The organism is Bacillus cereus group sp. MYBK101-2 (assembly GCF_051918845.1).
Classification (GTDB): Bacteria; Bacillota; Bacilli; order Bacillales; family Bacillaceae_G; genus Bacillus_A; species Bacillus_A paranthracis.
The window spans coordinates 153,515-175,480 of sequence record NZ_JBQAIE010000010.1; the positions used below are offsets into that span (position 1 = coordinate 153,515).

Below are 21,966 nucleotides of genomic sequence, written 5' to 3' on the forward strand. Positions count from 1 at the left end.
TTGAATTTATTATGATGGTAGTAAAAAGGAATACAAATAAATGAATTATGAAGTTAAAGGAGAATATATTATGAAAAATAAATTTTTATTAGCTATCGTACTGCTATCGTTAGGAGTTACTTGTTTATTAATGCACGGGGCAACTAGTAAAATAGCGGATAATGGTTTGCTTGTAGAGCCTTTCTTTTTCCTAGTACCGATAAGTTATGTATTGTTCTTGAGTGGTATTGGTGTATTACTATTTGAAGTTATTACTTCGAAGTTGAAAAAGCAGTAATAGACAAAATAGAACTTTAGTCTGTGGGGCCAGCCTGATAGGTTATTAGCTTACGGCAAATGGAATTTTATGAGCTAAAACACCTACTATGAAATAGAAACATATAATATGGAAGAAAAATAATAAGTGAGTTGAATCATGATGAATCATTATTTTTATAATGATAGACGAATAGGAGCAGCTATTACTTTGGCTGGGGCACAGGGAACTATCCATGCTGTGAATCAAGTGATTCAAATGCAGCAACAAGCATATTTTGCACAAATGATGCAAGGGCAGTATATGTCGTACTCACAGCCTCCGATGCAAGTTGTACATTATGATGTGTATCCAGCTACTTTCTTTTCCATACCATATGGGGGGACTTATTTCTTATAGAAAAAAGCGACTAATAAGAGTCGCTTTTTTATATTCCGCCTAGCTTCATTCCAAGAAATGCGAAGAGGATACCCACTATGTAAGTAGCGCTTAAGTATAAAAGGAATATGCTAAAGTTTTTACGGTTGAGAAGCTGAACAGATTCTAGTTTAAACGTTGAAAATGTCGTGAAGGCACCCATAAATCCAGTACCTAATAATAATTGCCAACCTGTAGTGACTCCGTTGCCAATTATATATCCGAGTAAAAATGCTCCTGTTATATTAATGAGAAATGTAGCAATTGGAAAGGAAGTCTTATTTCTTTTTTTAAACCAATTGCTAATTGCAAATCGTGTAATCGCACCGAAAAATCCTCCTGTTGCTACTAATAAAGCTTCTATCATAAGTGATCACCTTCCGTAAGATGTTTCTTAAGTAAGAAATCACCTAATGTATAGCCAAGTCCAGACATAATGAGGCCACCAAGTATGCTGCATGATACATATAAGAAGGCTATGCTCCACTCAGAATGATTGATCAATTGAATAGTCTCTACACTAAATGTTGAAAACGTCGTAAAGGAACCGATGAATCCAGTCCCGATGCCTGTGATAATTTCTGAAGGCAAGATGTTAAGCTTAGCGATATACGTAGTCAGCCAAGCTAGTAAGAAGCATCCGGCTAAGTTAATAAGTAATGTAGCTAGTGGAAATGTATGATGCCAAAATTCATGAATAGTAAGACCTAAATAATAACGAGAAAGGGCTCCTAATATACCGGCAATGCCGACCATAATATAAATCAATTTTCTCACCTCTTTAAATAGCTTGCTCAAAAAAATAGACTCCTACCAGTAGTTATACTGGTAGGAGTCATTAGCTAAGTAGCGTTTATGGCGAACTCCATCACCTATGATTATTACATATAGTGTACTAAACATTACGCTTGATTTCCAGTGAAGGAGTTAGGGGATTTTGTATTTTTGATAATGTAAGAGCAAGAGTTATTGTTTATAAACTAAATATGGTGATATAAGGTTTTTGATATGATAAAATATTTGTTATGTCTGTCATTCAGTTTTAGTTAACTGAAAATAAAGATAATTAAGTTGTGTGTTTTAGAAAAGGGGCGTTTATTTGAAGAAATTATTAAAAATAGTACTTATATGTATTTTAGTAGGGGTGGGAGTGGTAGGTGGTTTTTTAGCGTATATGACACTTACTAAAGAACAGCCTGCTGATGTTATAAGTTTGAAGGTAGAAAAGAATAAAGAGCGCGTATTAGCGACAGGAAATGAATTTAAAGTTACAACATTTAATATTGGATATGCTGGATTAGATAAGGATCAAGATTTCTTTATGGATGGGGGAAAGGGATCTGGTTCAAGCAGTAAAGCGCAAACGGAAACGAACTTAAAGAGTATGCTTTCGTTTTTACAAAATGAGAATAGTGATTTTGCATTATTACAAGAAGTCGATATAAAATCAATGCGATCATTTGATGTGAATGGGCATGAGTTTTTGAAAAAAGGATTACCTGATTATGCTTCGTCGTTCGGAAAGAACTACGATACGAAATGGGTTCCCGTTCCAATTACAAGTCCAATGGGATATGCGGAGGCTGGATTAAGTACGTTTTCTAAATACACTGTTCAAGAAGCGAAGAGATTCCAGCTTCCTGGAATGGAGCCTTGGCCAAAGCGTTTATTTGATTTAGATCGGGCGATTGTTGAACATACAATCCCTGTTAATAATGGAAAGCATGTTAGACTTGTAAACTTACATTTGTCTGCGTACGATGAAGGCGGGAAAATTAGAAAACAGCAAGTAGAGTTTTTAAAAGAATATATGAACAAGCATTATAAAAATGGTGATTACGTAATAATGGGCGGAGATTGGAATCAATTAGTTTCTGATGTTCAATTAAGTGATCCGAAGTTTGTGAAGGAGCGTCCTGAGTGGTTAGTAGAGTTACCGAAGGACTTTACTGATGGTGGCTTTAAATGGGCTGTAGACCCGTCTGTTATGACTGTGAGAGATGATGTAAAGAAATATGTAGAAGGTGAAAATTTCGTCACGATTATTGATGGCTTTATCGTTTCACCGAATGTTGAGATTGTAAATGTGCAAGGAAAAGATTTAAAGTTTGAAAATAGTGATCATAACCCAGTGAGTGCGGTATTTAAGCTGAAGTAATTAAGTGCAGAAGGTGGGACTATATATGGAATGGTTAAAGAAAACTTGTTTTTCTAACCTTGAGAAAGAATCACAGAAAAATCATTTATTGCTGTTTATTACAATTTGTAGTTTCTTCCTTGGAATCATCGCAATTGGGTATTACGGATATATTTTTACAGAGAGAGCAATCGCGTTTTGGGTTTGTGGCATTTCTGTCGTTGTATTTGGAACACTTCTTACTTTTATAAAAAGCATGGAAACGACGTATAAATATATCATGACATTTATGTTGCTTATGATGTCTTTCATTATGGTACAAGCTTTTAATGAAAGCCCAGCTGTATTTCAAATGGTCTATTTTACACTAGCCGTTTCACTTATTTATTTAAGTGAACGCCTCGTTGTAATTCTAGGCGGAGTGGCAGTTGTAATCACATTTATTCTTTGTAGTTATTGGCCAGAGCAATTTTTTGCTTATACAGCTGCATCTGAAGCTGCAAACTTCGCAAGTTTGTTAGCGATCGTAACAATCGCTATGTGGGGCGTCACGAAAATTGGTTCTAACTTGCTAGCTCGTTTAAGTGATGAGAAGCAAGAAGTAATGAGAAAAGCTCAGGAATTAGAAGAAACGCAAAGACTTATTGAGGAAACGGTTGTAAAACTAGATCGTAATTTCAATTATTTAAGACAAAATATGAATACATCGATGGAGTCGATGAGTGAAATCAATTTCGCTTTTGAAGAGGTAGCAGTTGGTACGCAATCACAATCAGAGATGATGCATCGTTCGGTAGAAGTATTGAATGATATGGAGGGGAATATTGAACAAATCATTTCTCAAGTAAGAAATGCATCGATTCGTGTTGATGAAAGCTTAGAAATTTCAAAGGGTAGTGTACATACTCTACGAAGTTTTGAAGCGAATATGAGAAGTTTAAATGATGTTGTTTCACAATCAGGAATTATATTTAGAGATTTAATGATGCAATCGAAACAAATTAATGAAATTGTAGATGTAATAACGAATATTTCAAGTCAGACGAGTTTACTAGCTTTAAATGCAAATATTGAAGCTGCAAGAGCAGGTGAGCATGGAAAAGGATTTGCGATTGTAGCGAATGAAGTACTAAAGCTTGCTGAGGAATCGAATCGTTCTGCGGGAAGAATTCAAGGGATTTTGAAGGATTTTAGTAATCAAGCAAGTAAGGTAGAAGTGCAAGTAGAGAAATCAGAAAGAGTACAAGAAGAATGTAATGAAATGCTAGTAAGTGTTTTAACAAATGTAACGGATTTAGGGAAATTTATTGATGAAATTAATGATGTAATGAGAGAAATCGTTGGTCATCAAGAAAGTTTCCAAGTTAAAACGATGAATATCGTAAAGGATGTTACACATGCTTCCAATGTAATCCAGCAAACTTCTGCGGCTACAGAAGAAGTGTTAGCAAGTGTGGAAGAAGAAAAACATCGAAATGATACATCTGTGAAGACATTACATACTGTTAGCGAGCAAGTGAAATTGTTAGAAGATATTTTAGAAAAGTAATATCACTTAAAAAGGGCGCAACGTTTGTGCCCTTTTTTCATTTAAACGAAGACTTGCTTGGATTTTAATTGCTTTTCTGCTCGTTTTCTGCCAAGCTTAAGAAGATGAAATTCAGCTAATAGCGGAATTAAAATACTTCAAAGAAAGAATTAAATAGGTGACGTATATGATCGAAGTTAAGACTTCTGAACTTAGTGATGGAGAATTTAATAGAGGTGTATTTGCAACTCGTGATATTAAAAAAGGTGAGTTGATACACGCAGCGCCAGTTATCTCTTATCCGAATGAACAGCATGAACACATTGAGAAAACATTACTTGCTGACTACGCATTTGAGTATGGGATTAATCATACGGCAATCCTTTTAGGATACGGCATGTTATTCAATCATTCATATACACCGAATGCGACGTATGATATTGTCTTTGAGAATCATACATTTAACTTCTATGCTTATAAAGATATAAAAGCAGGAGAAGAAATCTTAATCAATTATAATGGTGAAGTGGATAACGATGAACTGTTATGGTTTGATAAAGAAAAAGAAGAGAACGAAAAGTAATTTAAAATAAGTAATGAAAAAGATGCCTTTACCTATGTAAAAGCATCTTTTTTGTTGATGAAAATAAAGTAAAGATTACAAAAAAATACCACTTTATTTTCGTGTGGTATAGTAAGATACTGAAGGGTAGTGTTTTGAAAAAGTAATATATTTTACAAATTGTTGTCTTTCTGATGACATGTCAAGTTTAGTAGCTCATTTGGGTTGCTTTATTATGCAATATATATTTTAATATGAGTGGCACCTCTTATAAATTAAGAGGTTAATAGGTGTCTCGAATTGATTTTGGGTACACTGTATCCACCACTTTAGGTTCATTTCATGTATGTGGGGATATTATGGGCCCGTATAACGGGATAAAAAGAATATAGAAATAGAGGAATCGTAAAATGAATATGCAAGAGGTTTATGAATATTTAAGTACGGTATTGCCTGAAGGTCATGTGAAACAAGATGAAATGTTAAAGAATCATACGCATATTAAAGTTGGCGGAAAAGCAGATGTTTTTGTTGCGCCGACAAATTATGACGAAATTCAAGAAGTTATTAAATATGCGAACAAATATAATATTCCAGTTACGTTTTTAGGAAATGGATCGAATGTCATTATTAAAGATGGTGGAATTCGCGGGATTACAGTAAGTTTAATTCATATTACAGGTGTTACTGTAACAGGAACGACGATTGTAGCACAGTGCGGTGCAGCAATTATTGACGTATCACGTATTGCGCTAGAACATAACTTAACGGGTCTTGAGTTTGCTTGTGGTATTCCAGGTTCAGTTGGCGGAGCATTATATATGAATGCAGGTGCATACGGCGGTGAAATTTCGTATGTATTAACAGAAGCTGTCGTAATGACAGGTGATGGAGAGCTACGTACTTTGACGAAAGAAGCATTTGAATTTGGATATCGTAAGAGTGTATTTGCGAACAACCATTACATTATTCTTGAAGCGAGATTTGAACTTGAAGAAGGTGTACATGAAGAAATTAAAGCAAAAATGGATGATTTAACGTTTAAACGTGAGTCAAAACAGCCTCTAGAATATCCTTCATGTGGTAGTGTATTTAAACGCCCACCAAATAACTTTGCTGGTAAATTGATTCAAGACTCAGGGTTACAAGGTAAGCGAATTGGTGGAGTAGAAGTTTCTCTAAAACATGCTGGATTTATGGTGAATGTTGATAACGGAACAGCACAAGATTACATCGATTTAATTCACTTCGTACAAAAAACAGTTGAAGAGAAATTTGGCGTGAAGTTAGAGCGTGAAGTAAGGATTATTGGAGAAGATAAAGAATAACATATACGTATGAAACTGCGAATTATTTTAAAATAATATTTGGGTATTGTTGACAATTTGTTTTCAATTCAATATAATGGCTAATAATTTAACAAATAACATACGTTGAAAGAGCCCAGTAGCAGTTTGTCACTGTTAACGAGAGAGCTAGGGGATGCTGGAACCTAGCACAAACAAATTTGCGAATTACACTCTGGAGTATCTTAGGTAATGCTAAGCGGATTGGCAATCGATATTATTGCTAAGAGTGGTATGAGTAGCTATGCTATTTATACAAACTGGGTGGTAACACGGTGAATCATCGTCCCTATGTCATAGACATAGGGATTTTTTGTTTTTAAAAAATAAAGGGGATGACAAAAGATGAACATTATTGATGAATTAGAATGGCGCGGCGCCATTAATCAACAGACTGATGAAGAAGGTTTACGTAAGCTAGTAGAAGAGAAAAAGATTTCGCTATACTGCGGAGTTGATCCGACTGGTGATAGTATGCATATCGGACATTTGATTCCGTTTATGATGATGAAAAGATTCCAGTTAGCTGGCCATCATCCAGTTATTTTAATTGGCGGAGCAACAGGAACAATTGGTGATCCGAGTGGACGTCAATCAGAACGCCAACTTCAAACGTTAGAAGTAGTTCAACATAATGTGGATGCGTTAACAGCACAAATGAAAAAGCTATTTGATTTTGGCGGAAATAGCGAAGTAAAGATGGTAAATAACTACGACTGGACACATGAAATAAATATTATTGAGTTTTTACGTGATTACGGGAAAAACTTTAGCATTAATAGTATGTTAGCAAAGGATATCGTAGCAAGTCGTTTAGATACAGGAATTTCTTTCACAGAATTTACGTACCAAATCTTACAAGCGATGGACTTCCATCATTTATACACGAAAGAAGATGTTCAACTGCAAATTGGCGGTAGTGACCAATGGGGAAATATTACGAGTGGTTTAGATTTAATTCGTAAGTTAGAAGGGCACGAAGCAAAAGTATTTGGATTGACAATTCCGTTATTATTGAAATCAGATGGTACGAAGTTTGGTAAATCAGCAGGTGGTGCCGTTTGGCTTGATTCTGAAAAAACAACACCGTTTGAATTTTACCAGTTCTGGGTAAATACAGATGACCGTGATGTCGTTAAATACTTGAAATACTTTACGTTCTTAACGAAAGAGCGCATCGATGAGTTGGCAGTGAAGGTAGAAACAGAGCCTCATAAACGTGAAGCGCAAAAAGTATTAGCGGAAGAAATGACGAAATTCGTTCATGGAGAAGAAGCATTGCTGCAAGCTGTGAAAATTACAGCAGCGTTATTTAGCGGAGATATTAAATCGTTAACAGCTGATGAAATTGAGCAAGGCTTTAAAGAAATGCCAACATTCCAGTCCTCAAAAGAGACGAAAAACATCGTAGAATGGCTAGTTGATTTAGGAATTGAACCATCTAGACGACAAGCGCGTGAAGATATTAATAATGGAGCTATTTCTATGAATGGCGAAAAAGTAACGGATGTAGATACGGATGTTACGGTAGAAAATTCATTTGATGGACGATTTATTATTATTCGTAAAGGGAAGAAGAACTACAGCCTTGTGAAGTTAGGATAATGAAGAAGGTTTAAAAATTATATCGGCGATTTTTCGAATATATCGACCGTAACTCGAAACATATCGGCGATTTTCGAAATATATCAGCGATTTCTCCGATATATCGATTTATCGACAAAAAGCGACAATAAAAGCTGTTCCAAAACGGGACAGCTTTTATTATAAAGAGTCAGTATATTTAGATAAATTTAAAGGGTATATCATTTTTTTGACGAATAAATAAGTTAGAGAAAATTTCGGATAAAAATAGCCCGAACCATGCAGGGCATGATTCGGGCTTATATTCAGATTAGTAAGCTAAGCTGAATAGACCTTTAATGTGTGATAAGTAACGAACGTTACTTGCTTCTTTCATTAATGATGCTGGTAAGCCTTTAAGTGGAGTATTGCTTGCTCCGATTGTAGCAACAGCATCTTTACGTCCTAGACTAGCAAGTGTTCCAGAGTTTACAGGTGCGAACTCTTCGAATGCTTTGCCTTCTAGTGCTGCGTATAAGTTGTATCCAATTAACTCACCCATTTGCCAAGCGATTTGTGCAGTTGGTGGGTATGGACGTCCGTCTGGAGCGAAGACAACAGCGCTATCTCCAGCAACGAATACGTTTTTGTGAGAAGTAGATTGTAGGTATGCATCAACTGTTGCACGACCACGGTTTACTTCAAGACCTGATTCACCGATTAGTGGGTTACCTTGAACGCCGCCCGTCCAAACGAATGTGTTAGCAACAAGTTTTTGACCGTCTTTTAAGTCGATTTCATTGCCAGCAACGTTTGTTACAGGAAGACCAGTTAAGAATGTAACGCCGCGTGCTTCTAGGCTAGTAGTTGCACGTTCGATTAAGTGGTCTGGTAATACTGGAAGGATTTTTGGACCTGCTTCAACAAGAAGAAGTTTCACTTCTTTTGGATTTACGCCGTGGCTTTTTGCAAGTTTAGGCATAATGTCAGCAAGCTCACCAACTAGCTCAACGCCAGTTAATCCGCCACCACCGATTACGATTGTAGCATCAGCTTCGTTTTTCGTTTTCGCGTATTCACGAATACGGTCTTCAACGTGTTTGTAGATTTTGTTTGCATCAGCAGCAGATTTTAATACCATGCTGTTTTCTTCTAGTCCTGGAATACCGAAGTAAGCAGTTTTACTTCCTAAAGCAACTACAAGTGCATCGTAAGATAAAGTAGTGCCGCCAGCTAATTTGATTTCTTTGCTATCAACTGAGAATGACTCAACTGTTGCGATTTTAAGATCGATATCTTTACCTTTGAAAAGCTTTGTAAGTGGCATTGCAACTGCTTGCTCAGACACGTTACCAGCTGCAAGGCGGTGTAGTTCAGTGATGATTTGGTGTGTTGGGTATTGGTTAATCACTGTAACTTGTGCTTCTGATTTGCTGTAATATTTACGTACGTTTAAAGCGGCAAGAAGACCGCCATAACCAGCGCCTAAGATGACAATTTGTTTTGACATAGTATGATATCCCCCGTCTTTACTAATTGTTGTTATAAGTTAACTTATTTATTGTTACGTTCTGCACTAATTTGAAGATATGCGTTCACAAATCGGAACATTTTTTGTGCTTGTGGATCTTTTAATAATTTCAATAGACCGAACAGGCCGATAACCTCGTTGCTTTCGTCAGCACGATCTTTCGCTTCGATTGCAGTTGCAGCCATGCTTTTCACTGTATCTTTTACAGGTTCTACAAGCTCTGTGATTGCACCAACAGTGTCGCTTTTTAATACTTCATCAGTAGCAACAGTTTGAGCGAAGTCATAAGACTTAGTTAAAATGTTAACAAGCTCAGTTAATTTTGGAAGCTGTTCTACTAGTGTTGTTAATGATTCTTGTACCTCAGGTTTTAACAACTGATCAAGTACATCAAGTTGTCCTTGGCTAGCAGAAATTTGTACAGTTTCTTGTTCTGGCTTTGTTTGAGTCATAGTTTCTGGCATCTCCAATTCTCCTTTACGATAGCAATACTCTTATTTTTGATAGGTAAGATAGTAAACGTTTGCGAAACTTTATACAAAGTTTCACAAAACACAATAAAATGCCTTTAAATTTATGTCAGCAAGTAAGCTGAAATCATAAACCCAAAACCATAATGTCCTACCTATTATTTATGAACTGTCCGATACATGGCTTGTCCGCATAATGGAAAAGCTCCGTTACCGGAAAGTGTATATAATATATATCCTATATTATATACTATATACACCTATGTTAACATAAAAATGATTCCTAATTATTTGATATTACGTGTATAACGTAGTACTGCCAAGGCATGAAAGCGCATAAATTATTTTGTTAAGCTTAGAAATGTACGTATATACAAATAAAAAAAGGAAAAAATGGACAAATTTATGTTCATTTTTTCCTTTTTTTATTGTTCACCTTCTGTTATTAACATCGATGTCTTACCTTCTTTTTCAAGATGGCATTCGCCCCAAGAACAAAGAGAATCAAGAATGGATTCTAAAGACCAACCGTAATCAGTAAGGGAATATTCTACTTTTGGTGGGACTTGATTGTATACTTTTCTTTGAATAACGCCGTCGTCTTCTAATTCACGTAATTGCTGTGTTAACATTTTTTGTGTAATACCAGGCATTAAACGTTTTAGTTCACTCGTTCTCTTTGTACCTTTCGTTAAGTGACAAAGGATAACAACCTTCCATTTTCCGCCGATAACTTCTAAGGTCGCCTCTACAGGAATATTGTATTTCTTCATAATAAAGCCCTCCTTTTGTGAGTAAAGTAAGCTAAGTCATACAAATGTTACTTTTTAGTACCTATAGCACTTTAAAGTACGTACTTTTTATCATGTTAAATATGTTTCATAATAGCACATGTAAGAGGCAAATGAGTAGTACGGTACTGAAAAGTGACTATGTTACTTTTTGGTGCCTATCGTACTTTAAAGTGCGTTCTTCAAAAAAAGAATGAAACCATTCATAATAGCATTTGTAGAGATTAAATATATTTTTAGAAGATAGAAGGGCCTTTTTATCGCACTATTATGATTGGATTTCTTGCAATAAGGAGGAATTCAATTGAGTTCATATACAGTACCATCTTCGGGAGTTCAGACGAATCGAAGAAGTATGTTTGCTTTATTAGCACTAGCAATTAGTGCGTTTGGGATTGGTACAACCGAATTTATTAGTGTCGGTTTATTGCCATCCATTTCAGAGGATTTACATGTTTCTGTTACAACAGCTGGTTTAACTGTTTCCCTATATGCATTAGGTGCGGCAGTAGGAGCTCCTGTTTTAACAGCGCTAACGGCTAGTATGTCGAGAAAGACATTATTAATGTGGATTATGGTTATTTTCATTATTGGTAATGGTATTGCGGCATTAGCAACAAGCTTCACCATATTAATTATTGCAAGGGTTGTATCTGCATTTGCACATGGTGTGTTTATGTCAATTGGATCTACAATCGCGGCAGCAATCGTACCAGAGAATAAACGTGCTAGTGCCATTGCTATTATGTTTACTGGATTAACAGTTGCAACTATTACAGGTGTGCCAATTGGAACGTTTATCGGTCAACAGTTTGGCTGGAGAGCGTCATTTATGGCGATTGTCGTAATTGGAATTATTGCTTTTATCGCAAACAGTATACTAGTCCCATCTAATTTGAAAAATGGTGTACCTGTATCGTTTCGTGATCAATTCAAACTAATTAAAAATGGAAGACTATTACTTGTTTTCATTATTACTGCACTTGGATACGGCGGTACATTTGTAACATTTACGTATTTATCACCCCTATTACAAGAAGTAACAGGGTTTGAAGCAAGTACCGTTACGATCATTTTATTAGTGTATGGAATTGCCATTGCGATAGGGAATATGGTTGGCGGAAAATTATCGAATCATAATCCAATTCGAGCGCTATTTTACATGTTCTTGATTCAAGCGATCATATTATTTGTTTTAACATTTACAGCGCCATTTAAAGTAGCTGGATTCATCACAATTATTTTCATGGGACTATTCGCGTTTATGAATGTTCCGGGGCTACAAGTATATGTAGTTATATTGGCAGAGCGCTTTGTTCCGAGTGCGGTTGATGTTGCTTCAGCAATTAATATTGCCGCATTTAACGGAGGAATCGCTTTAGGTTCTTATATAGGTGGCCTTGTAACGAATTCGTTAGGATTAATCCATACTGCTTGGGTAGGTGGTCTTATGGTAGTAGCTGCTGTTATTTTAACAGCGTGGAGTATGACATTAGAAAAAAGAGATCGAGTGAAATAAAGGAGAGAAAATATAATGAAAAATTTACAAAGTACAACAACATTGCATAACGGTGTAGAAATGCCTTGGTTCGGCTTAGGTGTTTTTAAAGTAGAAGATGGACCGGAACTTGTAGAAGCTGTGAAATCTGCGATTAAAGCAGGATACCGTAGTATCGATACAGCTGCGATTTATGGAAATGAGAAAGCTGTGGGAGAAGGAATTCGCGCAGGTATAAAAGAAGCAGGCATTTCTCGTGAAGATTTATTCATTACTTCAAAAGTGTGGAATTCGGATCAAGGATATGAAACGACACTTGCTGCATATGAAGAAAGCTTAAAGAAATTAGAACTAGATTATTTAGATCTATATCTTGTTCACTGGCCTGTAGAAGGAAAGTATAAAGATACATGGAGAGCGCTAGAAACACTTTATAAAGAAAAGCGCGTACGTGCAATTGGTGTAAGTAACTTCCAAATCCATCATTTACAAGATGTAATGAAAGATGCAGAAATTAAACCAATGATTAACCAAGTAGAATACCACCCTCGTTTAACACAAAAAGAATTACAAGCTTTCTGTAAAGAACAAGGTATTCAAATGGAAGCATGGTCACCATTAATGCAAGGTCAATTATTAGATAACGAAACATTACAAGCAATTGCTGAGAAACATGGCAAAACAACAGCGCAAGTGATTTTACGTTGGGATCTTCAAAATGGAGTAATTACAATTCCAAAATCAACGAAAGAACACCGCATCATTGCAAATGCTGATGTATTTAACTTTGAATTAACGAAAGAAGATATGGAAAAAATCGATGCGTTAAATCAAAATCACCGCGTTGGTCCAGATCCTGATAACTTCGATTTCTAAGATTAGGGTAAGAAAGAAGAGTGCGTAAAAGCACTCTTTTTTGCATAAAAATAGTTTCTAAATAAATACTACTTAATATCAAGTTTGTTATAAGGGGCTGTAAACATGAATATAAAGCAATCGTTCAAACTTTTAGCTATGTTTTTAAGTATTTTATTTGTGTTATTCCCACTTCAAAAAGCATTTGCAGAAGTTATGGACCATACAAAGTATCAAATGGATTGGAGTTATAGTAAGTCTAAGAAGAAACCAATCCGAACAGAGCTTATTAAAACGGCAGATGGCAAAATTGCTTTTTGCTTAAATGTAGATTTAAAATCTCCAAGCGGTCAAGATTTACCGGAAATGGGGAAAGTGGATATTAACGTGTACCGCGTATTATTGAATGGATATCCACAAAAGAGCCCGCAAGAATTAGGTGTTTCTGATTGGAGAGAAGCTCATTATGCAACGCAGCTTGCAGTATGGAATGCGTTAAAACAAATCGATATTAATGATTTAGACTTCCGCAATAAAAATGTAGAAAAGGTAACGAAAGATATCGTTGCAAAAGCAAGTGCTAGTGAAGAGTTACAAGAAATTACAATGAGTGTAACTCCTACAGAAGAACAAGAAGCAGTATTAAAAAATGATTTCTTTGAAACAGGCTTATATACAGTAGAAACAAATGCAAAAAGCGGAACGTATAAAGTGCAAGCAACAGGTGCACCAGTGGGAGCGAAATTTGTAAATGAAAAAGGCGAATCAAAAACAGAATTTAATGTAGGGGAAAAGTTCCGCATTTTAATTCCGAAACAAACACCAGCTGGTGGATTTAGCTTTAAGGTAATCGGGAAATTAACGAAGCTACAAGGGATTGCACATAAAGGTACACCGACAATTCAAAATGCAGTCGTATTACTTGAGCGCAGTGAAGAAGAAACAAGTCCGGAGTTATCAGTGAGTTGGAAAAAAGGAAATGGTCATGATAATAATAAACCACATACTCCGAATGAACCACATAAACCGAATCAAAAGAGATAACGAAAAAGCATTGGCGTGTGCCAATGCTTTTTTTACGAACTGAAAATTATATCAGGAAAATTAAATGAAAGATAATAACACTATTTGTATAGCGTAAACTTCATTTTGGAATAATATAAATATAATAAAATTCTAACGTTACGATTAATAGATTGTATTCACAAAATTGTAACATTATTCTGATTGGAAAGGCTATCAAACAAAGTGTAAAGCGTGTAAAATTCAGTTGAAAAAACTACCTATAGATGGTCATATATGAAGAAAATGTAAGGTTCTGTTGTTATTTGCAACTTTAGATGTATAGATGACAATACTGAAATATATCTTTTACTATTCTCTTTTTATGTAGAGAGAACTCATCACAAATAGAGAGAAGTGAGGAGGATACAGTACATAAAAATTTTATAATGTAAGAAAGCGAATACATGGAGAGGAATGCGGTAGTAATTGATACAGGTGCGCGAGGTGTTAGTCTATTCATTAAATGTTTTTATGAAGATAATAGGATGCTTTATTAAATGAATATATAGGATGTTTTTTCTAAATAAAGGAACAGGGGACACAGATTATGTCGAAGAAAAAGACGAGTAGGGTATTAGTGGCTGGAATATGTATATCTACATTATTATCGCCAGTAGCTTTCGAAGCATCGAAAGGATATGCAGCACCTTTGGAAGAAAATAAAGGTGGGAAATTAGAAGAGGTTACAGAGAATAAATTTGAGCAGAGAGTATTTCAGTTGCCTGGTAAAGGTAGCGTGGATGAAGAAAATAAACGTTTAAGAGTTAGTTGGAAGCTTTCTGCGAATGAACCAACTGGAATTTATGCAGAGCCAAATGAAGAGATTACAATTGACATAAAAGGAACGCAGCCTATTCAAGCTTTCATAGGAACGAGATTTTATGATGAAAAGGACCCAGAAGAGTTTGATTTAAAACCAGGGAAAAATATTATTTCATCTCCAAGAGGCGGTATTTTATATTTTTACAATATGAATAATGAAGGAGAAGTAACAGCTTCAGTTACGAATGGTGGTAGTCATTTCCCTTTATTTATTTTAGGTAAGCATACGAAAAAAGATTGGGATGAAATGTTAAAAAAATATAAGGATCCTTATGCAGTGGAATTAAAAGGTGAGAGAAGTTTAATTACTGCTAGTCCGAGCTCTATACAAAAGTTTATGAAAAAAACAAACCCGATAGAGTTAATGGAATTGCATGATAAGATTATTCGAATAGAAAATGCAGTAGCAGGATTATCTGAGGACGGTGTTGGGGTTGCAAAATCTCCAATTCATTATGCTCAGTTTGTTGAGAAGCGGAAGCCTGCTGAAGGTGACTTTATGTTCGCGAAAAATTATCATACAGGATATATCCCGACGGCAATGAATAGAGTTTTAGATATAGAGGTGCTTGAAAAGGATGGCTGGGGACCATGGCATGAAGTTGGACATTTACATCAGCAAGAACCTTGGAAGTGGTCTAAAGTAAGGGAAGTTACAGTGAATATTTACTCATTAGCTGTTCAAAAGGCGTTAGGGAATCAATTAGAAATGGATGAGCACCATAAAAACTCATTTGAGTATTTAGAGAAACCTAAAGCAGAAAGATTCATTGATGACATTAATCCTCTTACAATGTTTTGGCAATTAAATGTCGTTTATGGAGAACATTTTTATCCTAGATTACATCAAGCCTATCGTTTGTTACCTCAGAGTGAAATGCCTCATTCTGATGAAGAGAAAAAGCAGCTATTTATTTATATGACATCGCAAGTGGCAGGGCAAAATTTAATTCCTTTCTTTGAGGAATGGGGATTAACACCAAATGATGATATTAGAGAGAAAATAGAAAAATTAAATTTACCTAAATTAGAAAAGGAAATCTGGAAAGCTACAGATAGTAATGATATTCGTGAGAAGCAAGTTGAACCGTATAAGGTTCCGTATGGTGAACCTGCTAATGAGGTGAAAAACCTTGTAGTTGGTACAGAGTCTGATGAGAATGAAGCAAGTAAACTTGTTCAAAATTTAGGGGAGAATGTAAAAGTAACAGGTAAGATTACATGGTCTAAATTAGAGGATGGAAAACAGGAAGTATTAGTAGAAATTGAGGATGAGAAGGGAAATAAAAATTCAATTCCTGTCCAAGTCAATGGGATTTATGGTGATAGTATCATTTTTCAAGGACTTTCAAATGATGTAATGTCGACAGTGACGCTTCGACACAATGAAAAAAAATTAAATGTAAACTTTACTAATAATAAAATACATTACCGTTTCGAGAAAGAAGAATATATGGGCTTAGCGATATATGATCGGAATGGAATTGAAAAGAAACGTGTATCAGCAGAAGGACAAGAAACTGGAAAAAGATTTGCGATGGACCTAAATGAATTGGCTTTTGAATATGGTGATGTAGTAAAAGTATTTCATGCAGAACCGGATCGTCTGAAGTGGTACCAAAATAACACACTTGTAGATCAAGGGAAGGCTAAAAATAAAAAAGAAAAATTCTTTAAGATTACTCCACAAGGCTTTGAATTAAAAGGTAGTTTACAAGAAATAACGGCTAAACCACAACAAGTAGTAGTAGGAACAGACGTTGAGAAGTTAAATCCAAAAGCTTTTGTTGAAGTAAAAGACGGTGAAGTAGTAGGTTTTGTAGGGAAACCAGACACAACAAAGATTGGTGAACAAACAGTAGAGGTAGAAACGAAAGATATGTTTGGAAATAAGCAAGTAACAGAAGTACCGTTAGAAGTAACATATGGAGATAGTATTGCATATGTAGGATATAACAATGAAATCGCGTCAGTGGTAACATTAAAGCATGAAGAGAAGAAATTACATGCGACTGATATGGATGAACAAATTCATGAATACTTTGATAAAGAACAATACATGGGAATCACGTTATATGATCAAAACGGAAAGGAGAAAAAGCATGTAACAGCAGAAGGACAAGAAACTTCAAAGAACTTTGCAGAGCAAGTGAATGGACTGCAGTTTGAGTATGGAGATGTAGTGAAAGTATTCCATGCAGAACCAGACCGCTTAAAATGGTATCAAAATAATAACTTTGCTGGCCAAGGTGAGAAAAAAGGGGCAAAAGAACTATTCTTCAAAGTAACAGCAAAAGGTTTTGAGAGAATCGAGACGCAACAAGAAGTAAAAGCCGTTCCACAAAAAGTAGTAATCGGAACAGATAGCGAAACGTTAGACGCGAAGAAGTTTGTTGAAGTGAATGATGGAGAAGTAGTAGGTTTTGTAGGGAAACCAGATACAACAACAATTGGTAAGCAAACAGTAAGAGTAGAAACGAAAGATCGTTTTGGAAATAAAAAGGTGACAGAAGTTCCTATGGAAGTAACATACGGAGATAGCGTAGTGTATCAAGGTGTATCTAATATAACCCGTTCAATCGTTACGCTAAATCATGGAGAAAAGAAATTACATGCAACATTTACAGATGAGACAATCCATTATCGATTTGTAAATGAGCAGTATATAGGTCTTACGCTTTATGATTCAAATGGTAAAGAGAAAAAGCATGTAACAGCAGAAGGACAGGAAACTTCGAAGAAGTTTGCTGAACAAGTAAACGGAGCAATGTTTGAATACGGTGATGTGTTGAAAGTGTATCATGCGGAGTCAGATCGTTTGAATTGGTATAATAAGAATGAGCTAGTTGGAAAAGGGAATGCGAAGAAGTTTAAAGAAATTTCTTTCAAGATTACTCCGAATGGTTTAGAACAAGTACAATAATAGAAAAAGCTCGTAAAACATAACGTTTTACGAGCTTTTTTATTATTCAGCTTCAGATACTACTGTGAAGCGTTCGTTTACATGTTTTGGATTTTCGATTTCATCAAGTGCCGCAACTGCGAAGTCTTCGTAACTTACGTAGCTATCACCTTTTGAGTTAACAAGAAGATTATCTTTTCCAGCTTTGTAAGAACCAGTGCGTTTTCCTAATGCAAATAGTGCAGAAGGGCTGATGAATGTCCAAGTAATATCGTTAGTTTGTTGCAAGATTTCTAAGTTTTTACCTTGGTTTTGAGCTGTTGCAAGGTATTCACCTGGGAAACCTGGCGTCTCAAATACACGTGTTGTTTTCTCTTCGTCTACAAATAAGCTTCCAGCGCCGCCAACTACAAGTAATTTTGTGTTAGGTGCACCTTTCATCGCTTCAATAAGTACGTTTCCTGCATCTACATGAAGATGTTCTTCTCCTGCTGGAGCGCCAAATGCATTTACAACTACATCGAATGCTTGTAAGTCATTAGATGTAAGAGCGAATACGTCTTTCTCTAAAACCTTTACGTTTTCTTCTGTAATTTTTGCAGCGTTTCTTACGATTGCAGTTACTTCATGTCCGCGATCCAATGCTTCTTTTAAAATACGACTTCCTGCTTTACCAGTTGCTCCGATAATTCCGATTTTCATAATAAATCCCTCCAAAGTGTTTTGTTAAAGTGTATATCTGAAAGTGAATGAATGTGTTGTAATTAAGTTTGTTACAACTTGTTGTAATCATTATAGTTACATGTTGGTATTTTTGTCAATAGTGTTGTTTGTGAATTTATTTTTTGTTTTAGTATGCACAGTTAGAGGGAGGGTAGTCATAACGAGATTGTTACTGCGAGCTTGGCTAATATTTGGAAATTGCAAATTGTCGAAAAATGTTGATTTTTGAATGTTTTTTAAATATAATTCGTTTTATGGAGAAAAGGAGGGGTTAATTGTATGAATATTTTAGAGCAATTTATTTCATCAACAAATACAATTCTTTGGTCATATATTCTTATTGCGATGTTAATTGGTTTAGGTCTTTATTTTTCTATTAAATTGAAATTCGTACAAATTACTCATTTAGGGGAAATGATTCGATTAATGAGTGATGGATTAACTGGAAAGACGCGTAAAAAAGGTAGTGTATCTTCTTTCCAAGCGTTTTGTATGAGTTCAGCAGCTCGTATTGGTATCGGTAACTTAGCTGGTGTAGCGTTAGCTATTTCTATGGGAGGACCTGGCGCAGTATTTTGGATGTGGGTGATTGCGATTATCGGAGCGTCTTCAAGTTTTGTAGAAAGTACGCTTGCGCAAATTTATAAAATAAAAGATGGTAGTGGCTTCCGTGGTGGTCCTGCTTATTATATGGAAAAAGGTTTAAATAAACGTTGGATGGGAATTTGGTTTTCTATTCTTATTACAGTTAGTTACGGTTTAATTTTCAACTCAGTACAAGCAAATACAGTTACATTAGCGTTTAAAAATGCATTTGGTTTAGAACGTTATATTGTTGGTATTGTATTAGCTGTATTAGTTGCAGTTATTATTTTTGGTGGTGTAAAAAGTATCGCACGTATGTCGGAAATGATTGTTCCGCCAATGGCGCTTATTTATATTGCGGTAGCTATTTTCGTTGTCATTAAAAACTTCTATTTAATACCAGATGTGTTTACAGAAATCTTTAAAGGTGCATTCGGCTTAGATTCAGCTGTAGGTGGCGGTATCGGTGCTGCGATGAAATATGGTATTCAGCGCGGATTATTTGCGAACGAAGCAGGTATGGGTAGTGCGCCGAACGCGGCAGCAACAGCTGATGTAACGCATCCAGCAAAACAAGGTTTTATTCAAACAATTGGCGTATTAGTAGATACATTCTTAGTATGTACATCAACAGCATTTATCGTACTATGTTCTGGTGCATATAAAGCAACGAATTTAGAAGGTATTGAACTAACACAAAATGCATTAAGTTCACAAATTGGCCCATGGGCAAGTAGCTTCTTAGCGATTATTATTTTCTTATTTGCGTTTAGTTCACTTTTAGGAAACTACTATTATGGTGAAACAAATATTGAATTCATTAAACAAAGTAAAACTTGGTTAACAATTTACCGTATTGCGGTAGTGGGAATGGTATTATTCGGTTCTGTTGCGACGCTTCAAGTTGTATGGAATATGGCAGACTTATTTATGGGTCTAATGGTAATCACAAACTTAATTGCGATTACACTTCTTGGCCGATTTGCGTATGCGGCATTGGCAGACTATGTAAGGCAAAAGAAACAAGGAAAAGATCCAGTCTTCCGTGCAGATTCTATTCCTGGTTTAACGAATACAGAGTGTTGGGATAAGTCAGCGGTAACTGATAAAGAAAAAGCAGTGTAAATGAAAAGGCGAGCATCGAGTTGAATTCGATGCTCGCCTTTTTTGTTGTAGTAAAGGATGAAAAGGGTGAGAGGTAATTGTTAATATAATTTTTGTTTGTTCATTTCTCATATTATTTGTAGGGAACGTACTGTCTTAAAGGTATGGCTGGTCACATAGGATGAGTGATTTAGTATTGGATAAATGCGCGTACTAGTTATAATTTTGCGTAAAAAAACACATGTGTTAAGTAAGTTAACTTACTCGTGTTAGAAAACCTAACATAAAGTTCTTGATTACTAAGAGTTTTTAGAATATAATTTTCTTATTGTTAGGAAGAGGGGGCAATGCAATTATGGATTTTTTAGCTAAGGTAATTGGGGATATAAATAATGTCCTTTGGTCATATATCATTATTGCGATGTTAATTGGGTTAGGACTTTACTTTTCATTTCGTGTGAAATTTGTCCAAGTTCGTTACTTCGGTGAAATGATTCGATTGCTTGGGGATGGGGCAAGTTCGAAAACGAGGAAAGCACAAAAAGAGAAGAGTGGTGTATCATCATTCCAGGCTTTTTGTATGAGTACAGCTTCTCGTGTAGGTACTGGTAACTTAGCTGGTGTAGCTATTGCAATTTCAGCAGGTGGTCCAGGAGCAGTATTTTGGATGTGGTTAATCGCGGTAATTGGGGGTGCTTCTGCATTTGTCGAGAGCACATTAGCGCAAATTTATAAAGTGAAAGATGGGAATACGTTCCGTGGTGGTCCAGCGTATTATATGGAAAAGGGTTTAAATAAGCGCTGGCTTGGAGCTATTTTCTCTGTATTAATAACAGTAAGTTTCGGATTAATTTTTAACGCTGTACAATCTAATACTGTAGCAGCTGCTTTTGATGGGGCATTCAAAACAGATAGTAGATTAGTAGGTCTTGTAATGGCTGGTTTACTTGCAGTTATTATTTTTGGCGGAGTAAAGCGAATTGCACGCGCGGTTGAAATGATTGTTCCAGTGATGGCGATTATTTATGTAGCAGTAGCATTATTCGTTGTTGTAACAAACATTACGGCAATTCCGTATGTATTTAAAGAAATTTTCTTACATGCTTTCGGAATTAAAGAAGTAGTAGGCGGAGGATTAGGTGCTGCGATTTTATTAGGGGTAAAACGCGGATTATTCTCAAATGAAGCAGGTATGGGTAGTGCGCCGAACGCAGCTGCGACTGCAAACGTAACGCACCCAGTTAAACAAGGTTTTATTCAAACTTTAGGGGTATTTACAGATACATTATTAATTTGTAGTTGTACAGCATTTATCATTCTTTTATCAGATGTGCATAATGCAGCTGATTTAAATGGTATTCAATTAACGCAGCAAGCATTAAGTCAACATATCGGTCCATGGGCTTCTATATTTGTAGCAGTTGCAATCTTCTTGTTTGCATTTAGTTCATTAGTAGGTAACTATTACTATGGTGAAACGAATATTGAATTCTTAAATGGAAGTAAAGTGTTATTAACAGCGTACCGCATTGCTGTACTTGGTATGGTTATGTTAGGGTCTGTAGCAACAATTCAAATCGTTTGGGATTTAGCAGATCTATTCATGGGTATTATGGCTGTTATTAACTTAGTTGCAATCGTATTCCTTTCTAAGTATGCTTTTGCAGCATTATCAGATTACGTAAAGCAAAAGAAACAAGGAAAAGATCCAGTCTTCTATGCAAATTCTATTCCAGGTCTGAAAAATACAGAGTGCTGGGAAGAGCAAGTAGCAGATAAAGAAAAAGCGGTATAATGGAATGGGCATCAAG

Annotated in this window: 19 protein-coding genes, 1 riboswitch and 1 other annotated feature; of the genes, 13 read left to right on the forward strand and 6 right to left on the reverse strand. The window is 35.7% G+C overall.

The annotated features are described in order from the left end of the window. Window positions 1-70 precede the first annotated feature (70 nt). Both ACTFSI_RS19250 and ACTFSI_RS19255 read left to right on the forward strand, forming a co-directional pair. Window positions 71-277: a DUF3955 domain-containing protein gene (locus ACTFSI_RS19250; protein WP_001995599.1), complete on the forward strand. Its 207-nt coding sequence runs from the start codon at window positions 71-73 to the stop codon at window positions 275-277. 138 nt (window positions 278-415) lie between these two features. Further along, window positions 416-655, forward strand: a complete 240-nt coding sequence (locus ACTFSI_RS19255; RefSeq protein WP_000980951.1) for a DUF3947 family protein — start codon at window positions 416-418, stop codon at window positions 653-655. 28 nt (window positions 656-683) lie between these two features. On the opposite strand, the gene crcB (ACTFSI_RS19260) is transcribed toward ACTFSI_RS19255, so the two are convergent. Together crcB (ACTFSI_RS19260) and crcB (ACTFSI_RS19265) are read right to left on the reverse strand one after the other, a co-directional pair. Next, window positions 684-1,040 (reverse strand): fluoride efflux transporter CrcB, encoded by a 357-nt coding sequence (gene crcB / locus ACTFSI_RS19260; protein ID WP_000568594.1) that lies wholly within the window; start codon window positions 1,038-1,040, stop codon window positions 684-686. Next, the gene (gene crcB / locus ACTFSI_RS19265) at window positions 1,037-1,441 is read right to left on the reverse strand and encodes a fluoride efflux transporter CrcB (protein WP_041184155.1); all 405 of its coding nucleotides are present in this window, start codon (window positions 1,439-1,441) and stop codon (window positions 1,037-1,039) included. The genes crcB (ACTFSI_RS19260) and crcB (ACTFSI_RS19265) overlap by 4 nt, the downstream gene beginning before the upstream one ends. Window positions 1,442-1,495: 54 nt before the next feature. Next, window positions 1,496-1,555, reverse strand: a riboswitch (Fluoride riboswitch). 217 nt (window positions 1,556-1,772) lie between these two features. Here crcB (ACTFSI_RS19265) and ACTFSI_RS19270 point away from each other — a divergent pair. The 5 genes from ACTFSI_RS19270 to tyrS all read left to right on the forward strand — a co-directional run bounded on the left by ACTFSI_RS19270 (window position 1,773) and on the right by tyrS (window position 7,851). After that, a complete protein-coding gene (locus ACTFSI_RS19270; protein ID WP_000734845.1) occupies window positions 1,773-2,831 on the forward strand; it encodes an endonuclease/exonuclease/phosphatase family protein in 1,059 nt (352 codons plus the stop codon). Window positions 2,832-2,856: 25 nt separating this feature from the next. Continuing rightward, the gene (locus ACTFSI_RS19275) at window positions 2,857-4,359 is read left to right on the forward strand and encodes a DUF4077 domain-containing protein (RefSeq protein WP_044791164.1); all 1,503 of its coding nucleotides are present in this window, start codon (window positions 2,857-2,859) and stop codon (window positions 4,357-4,359) included. 166 nt (window positions 4,360-4,525) lie between these two features. Further along, window positions 4,526-4,921, forward strand: coding sequence for an SET domain-containing protein (locus tag ACTFSI_RS19280; RefSeq protein WP_000573649.1), 396 nt, complete (start codon window positions 4,526-4,528; stop codon window positions 4,919-4,921). Window positions 4,922-5,310: 389 nt separating this feature from the next. After that, on the forward strand, window positions 5,311-6,228 hold the full coding sequence (murB, locus tag ACTFSI_RS19285) for a UDP-N-acetylmuramate dehydrogenase (RefSeq protein ID WP_001057091.1): 918 nt from the start codon (window positions 5,311-5,313) through the stop codon (window positions 6,226-6,228). A 96-nt stretch (window positions 6,229-6,324) separates the two neighbouring features. Continuing rightward, window positions 6,325-6,540: a binding site (T-box leader), on the forward strand. A gap of 51 nt (window positions 6,541-6,591) precedes the next feature. Continuing rightward, window positions 6,592-7,851 (forward strand): tyrosine--tRNA ligase, encoded by a 1,260-nt coding sequence (gene tyrS / locus ACTFSI_RS19290; RefSeq protein ID WP_001021079.1) that lies wholly within the window; start codon window positions 6,592-6,594, stop codon window positions 7,849-7,851. Between the two features lie 289 nt (window positions 7,852-8,140). Here tyrS and ACTFSI_RS19295 read toward each other — a convergent pair whose 3' ends face one another. The 3 genes from ACTFSI_RS19295 to ACTFSI_RS19305 form a co-directional block, all read right to left on the reverse strand. After that, window positions 8,141-9,319, reverse strand: coding sequence for an NAD(P)/FAD-dependent oxidoreductase (locus ACTFSI_RS19295; RefSeq protein WP_000043204.1), 1,179 nt, complete (start codon window positions 9,317-9,319; stop codon window positions 8,141-8,143). A 44-nt stretch (window positions 9,320-9,363) separates the two neighbouring features. Continuing rightward, window positions 9,364-9,804, reverse strand: coding sequence for a DUF1641 domain-containing protein (locus ACTFSI_RS19300; protein ID WP_001115309.1), 441 nt, complete (start codon window positions 9,802-9,804; stop codon window positions 9,364-9,366). Window positions 9,805-10,235: 431 nt separating this feature from the next. After that, a complete protein-coding gene (locus tag ACTFSI_RS19305) occupies window positions 10,236-10,583 on the reverse strand; it encodes a winged helix-turn-helix transcriptional regulator (protein WP_000760470.1) in 348 nt (115 codons plus the stop codon). Between the two features lie 373 nt (window positions 10,584-10,956). Here ACTFSI_RS19305 and ACTFSI_RS19310 point away from each other — a divergent pair, with 373 nt between their 5' ends. The 4 genes from ACTFSI_RS19310 to ACTFSI_RS19325 all read left to right on the forward strand — a co-directional run bounded on the left by ACTFSI_RS19310 (window position 10,957) and on the right by ACTFSI_RS19325 (window position 17,764). Then, window positions 10,957-12,120: an MFS transporter gene (locus ACTFSI_RS19310; RefSeq protein WP_165444533.1), complete on the forward strand. Its 1,164-nt coding sequence runs from the start codon at window positions 10,957-10,959 to the stop codon at window positions 12,118-12,120. Between the two features lie 15 nt (window positions 12,121-12,135). Further along, window positions 12,136-12,975, forward strand: coding sequence for an aldo/keto reductase (locus ACTFSI_RS19315; protein ID WP_044791157.1), 840 nt, complete (start codon window positions 12,136-12,138; stop codon window positions 12,973-12,975). 105 nt (window positions 12,976-13,080) lie between these two features. Next, window positions 13,081-13,998 (forward strand): thioester domain-containing protein, encoded by a 918-nt coding sequence (locus ACTFSI_RS19320; RefSeq protein ID WP_001022521.1) that lies wholly within the window; start codon window positions 13,081-13,083, stop codon window positions 13,996-13,998. A gap of 568 nt (window positions 13,999-14,566) precedes the next feature. Next, window positions 14,567-17,764: a putative mucin/carbohydrate-binding domain-containing protein gene (locus tag ACTFSI_RS19325; protein WP_440045567.1), complete on the forward strand. Its 3,198-nt coding sequence runs from the start codon at window positions 14,567-14,569 to the stop codon at window positions 17,762-17,764. Window positions 17,765-17,806: 42 nt separating this feature from the next. Here the strand turns inward: ACTFSI_RS19325 and ACTFSI_RS19330 are convergent, their stop codons facing one another. Further along, window positions 17,807-18,445 carry an NAD(P)-dependent oxidoreductase gene (locus ACTFSI_RS19330; RefSeq protein ID WP_000689885.1) on the reverse strand — a complete coding sequence of 213 codons (639 nt, stop codon included), beginning with the start codon at window positions 18,443-18,445 and terminating at the stop codon, window positions 17,807-17,809. Window positions 18,446-18,745: 300 nt separating this feature from the next. On the opposite strand from ACTFSI_RS19330, the gene ACTFSI_RS19335 reads away from it, so the two are divergent. Then, on the forward strand, window positions 18,746-20,176 hold the full coding sequence (locus tag ACTFSI_RS19335; protein WP_044791154.1) for an alanine/glycine:cation symporter family protein: 1,431 nt from the start codon (window positions 18,746-18,748) through the stop codon (window positions 20,174-20,176). A 334-nt stretch (window positions 20,177-20,510) separates the two neighbouring features. Further along, the gene (locus ACTFSI_RS19340) at window positions 20,511-21,950 is read left to right on the forward strand and encodes an alanine/glycine:cation symporter family protein (RefSeq protein WP_000346385.1); all 1,440 of its coding nucleotides are present in this window, start codon (window positions 20,511-20,513) and stop codon (window positions 21,948-21,950) included. The last annotated feature ends 16 nt before the right edge of the window (window positions 21,951-21,966 follow it).

Excerpts from the sequence above, each read along its gene's own strand:
- ACTFSI_RS19250 (WP_001995599.1), top strand. The coding sequence starts at position 71 with ATGAAAAATAAATTTTTATTAGCTATCGTACTGCTATCGTTAGGAGTT.
- ACTFSI_RS19255 (WP_000980951.1), top strand. The coding sequence starts at position 416 with ATGATGAATCATTATTTTTATAATGATAGACGAATAGGAGCAGCTATT.
- crcB (WP_000568594.1), bottom strand. The coding sequence starts at position 1,040 with ATGATAGAAGCTTTATTAGTAGCAACAGGAGGATTTTTCGGTGCGATT.
- ACTFSI_RS19275 (WP_044791164.1), top strand. The coding sequence starts at position 2,857 with ATGGAATGGTTAAAGAAAACTTGTTTTTCTAACCTTGAGAAAGAATCA.
- ACTFSI_RS19280 (WP_000573649.1), top strand. The coding sequence starts at position 4,526 with ATGATCGAAGTTAAGACTTCTGAACTTAGTGATGGAGAATTTAATAGA.
- murB (WP_001057091.1), top strand. The coding sequence starts at position 5,311 with ATGAATATGCAAGAGGTTTATGAATATTTAAGTACGGTATTGCCTGAA.
- tyrS (WP_001021079.1), top strand. The coding sequence starts at position 6,592 with ATGAACATTATTGATGAATTAGAATGGCGCGGCGCCATTAATCAACAG.
- ACTFSI_RS19295 (WP_000043204.1), bottom strand. The coding sequence starts at position 9,319 with ATGTCAAAACAAATTGTCATCTTAGGCGCTGGTTATGGCGGTCTTCTT.
- ACTFSI_RS19300 (WP_001115309.1), bottom strand. The coding sequence starts at position 9,804 with ATGCCAGAAACTATGACTCAAACAAAGCCAGAACAAGAAACTGTACAA.
- ACTFSI_RS19305 (WP_000760470.1), bottom strand. The coding sequence starts at position 10,583 with ATGAAGAAATACAATATTCCTGTAGAGGCGACCTTAGAAGTTATCGGC.
- ACTFSI_RS19310 (WP_165444533.1), top strand. The coding sequence starts at position 10,957 with ATGTTTGCTTTATTAGCACTAGCAATTAGTGCGTTTGGGATTGGTACA.
- ACTFSI_RS19315 (WP_044791157.1), top strand. The coding sequence starts at position 12,136 with ATGAAAAATTTACAAAGTACAACAACATTGCATAACGGTGTAGAAATG.
- ACTFSI_RS19320 (WP_001022521.1), top strand. The coding sequence starts at position 13,081 with ATGAATATAAAGCAATCGTTCAAACTTTTAGCTATGTTTTTAAGTATT.
- ACTFSI_RS19325 (WP_440045567.1), top strand. The coding sequence starts at position 14,567 with ATGTCGAAGAAAAAGACGAGTAGGGTATTAGTGGCTGGAATATGTATA.
- ACTFSI_RS19330 (WP_000689885.1), bottom strand. The coding sequence starts at position 18,445 with ATGAAAATCGGAATTATCGGAGCAACTGGTAAAGCAGGAAGTCGTATT.
- ACTFSI_RS19335 (WP_044791154.1), top strand. The coding sequence starts at position 18,746 with ATGAATATTTTAGAGCAATTTATTTCATCAACAAATACAATTCTTTGG.
- ACTFSI_RS19340 (WP_000346385.1), top strand. The coding sequence starts at position 20,511 with ATGGATTTTTTAGCTAAGGTAATTGGGGATATAAATAATGTCCTTTGG.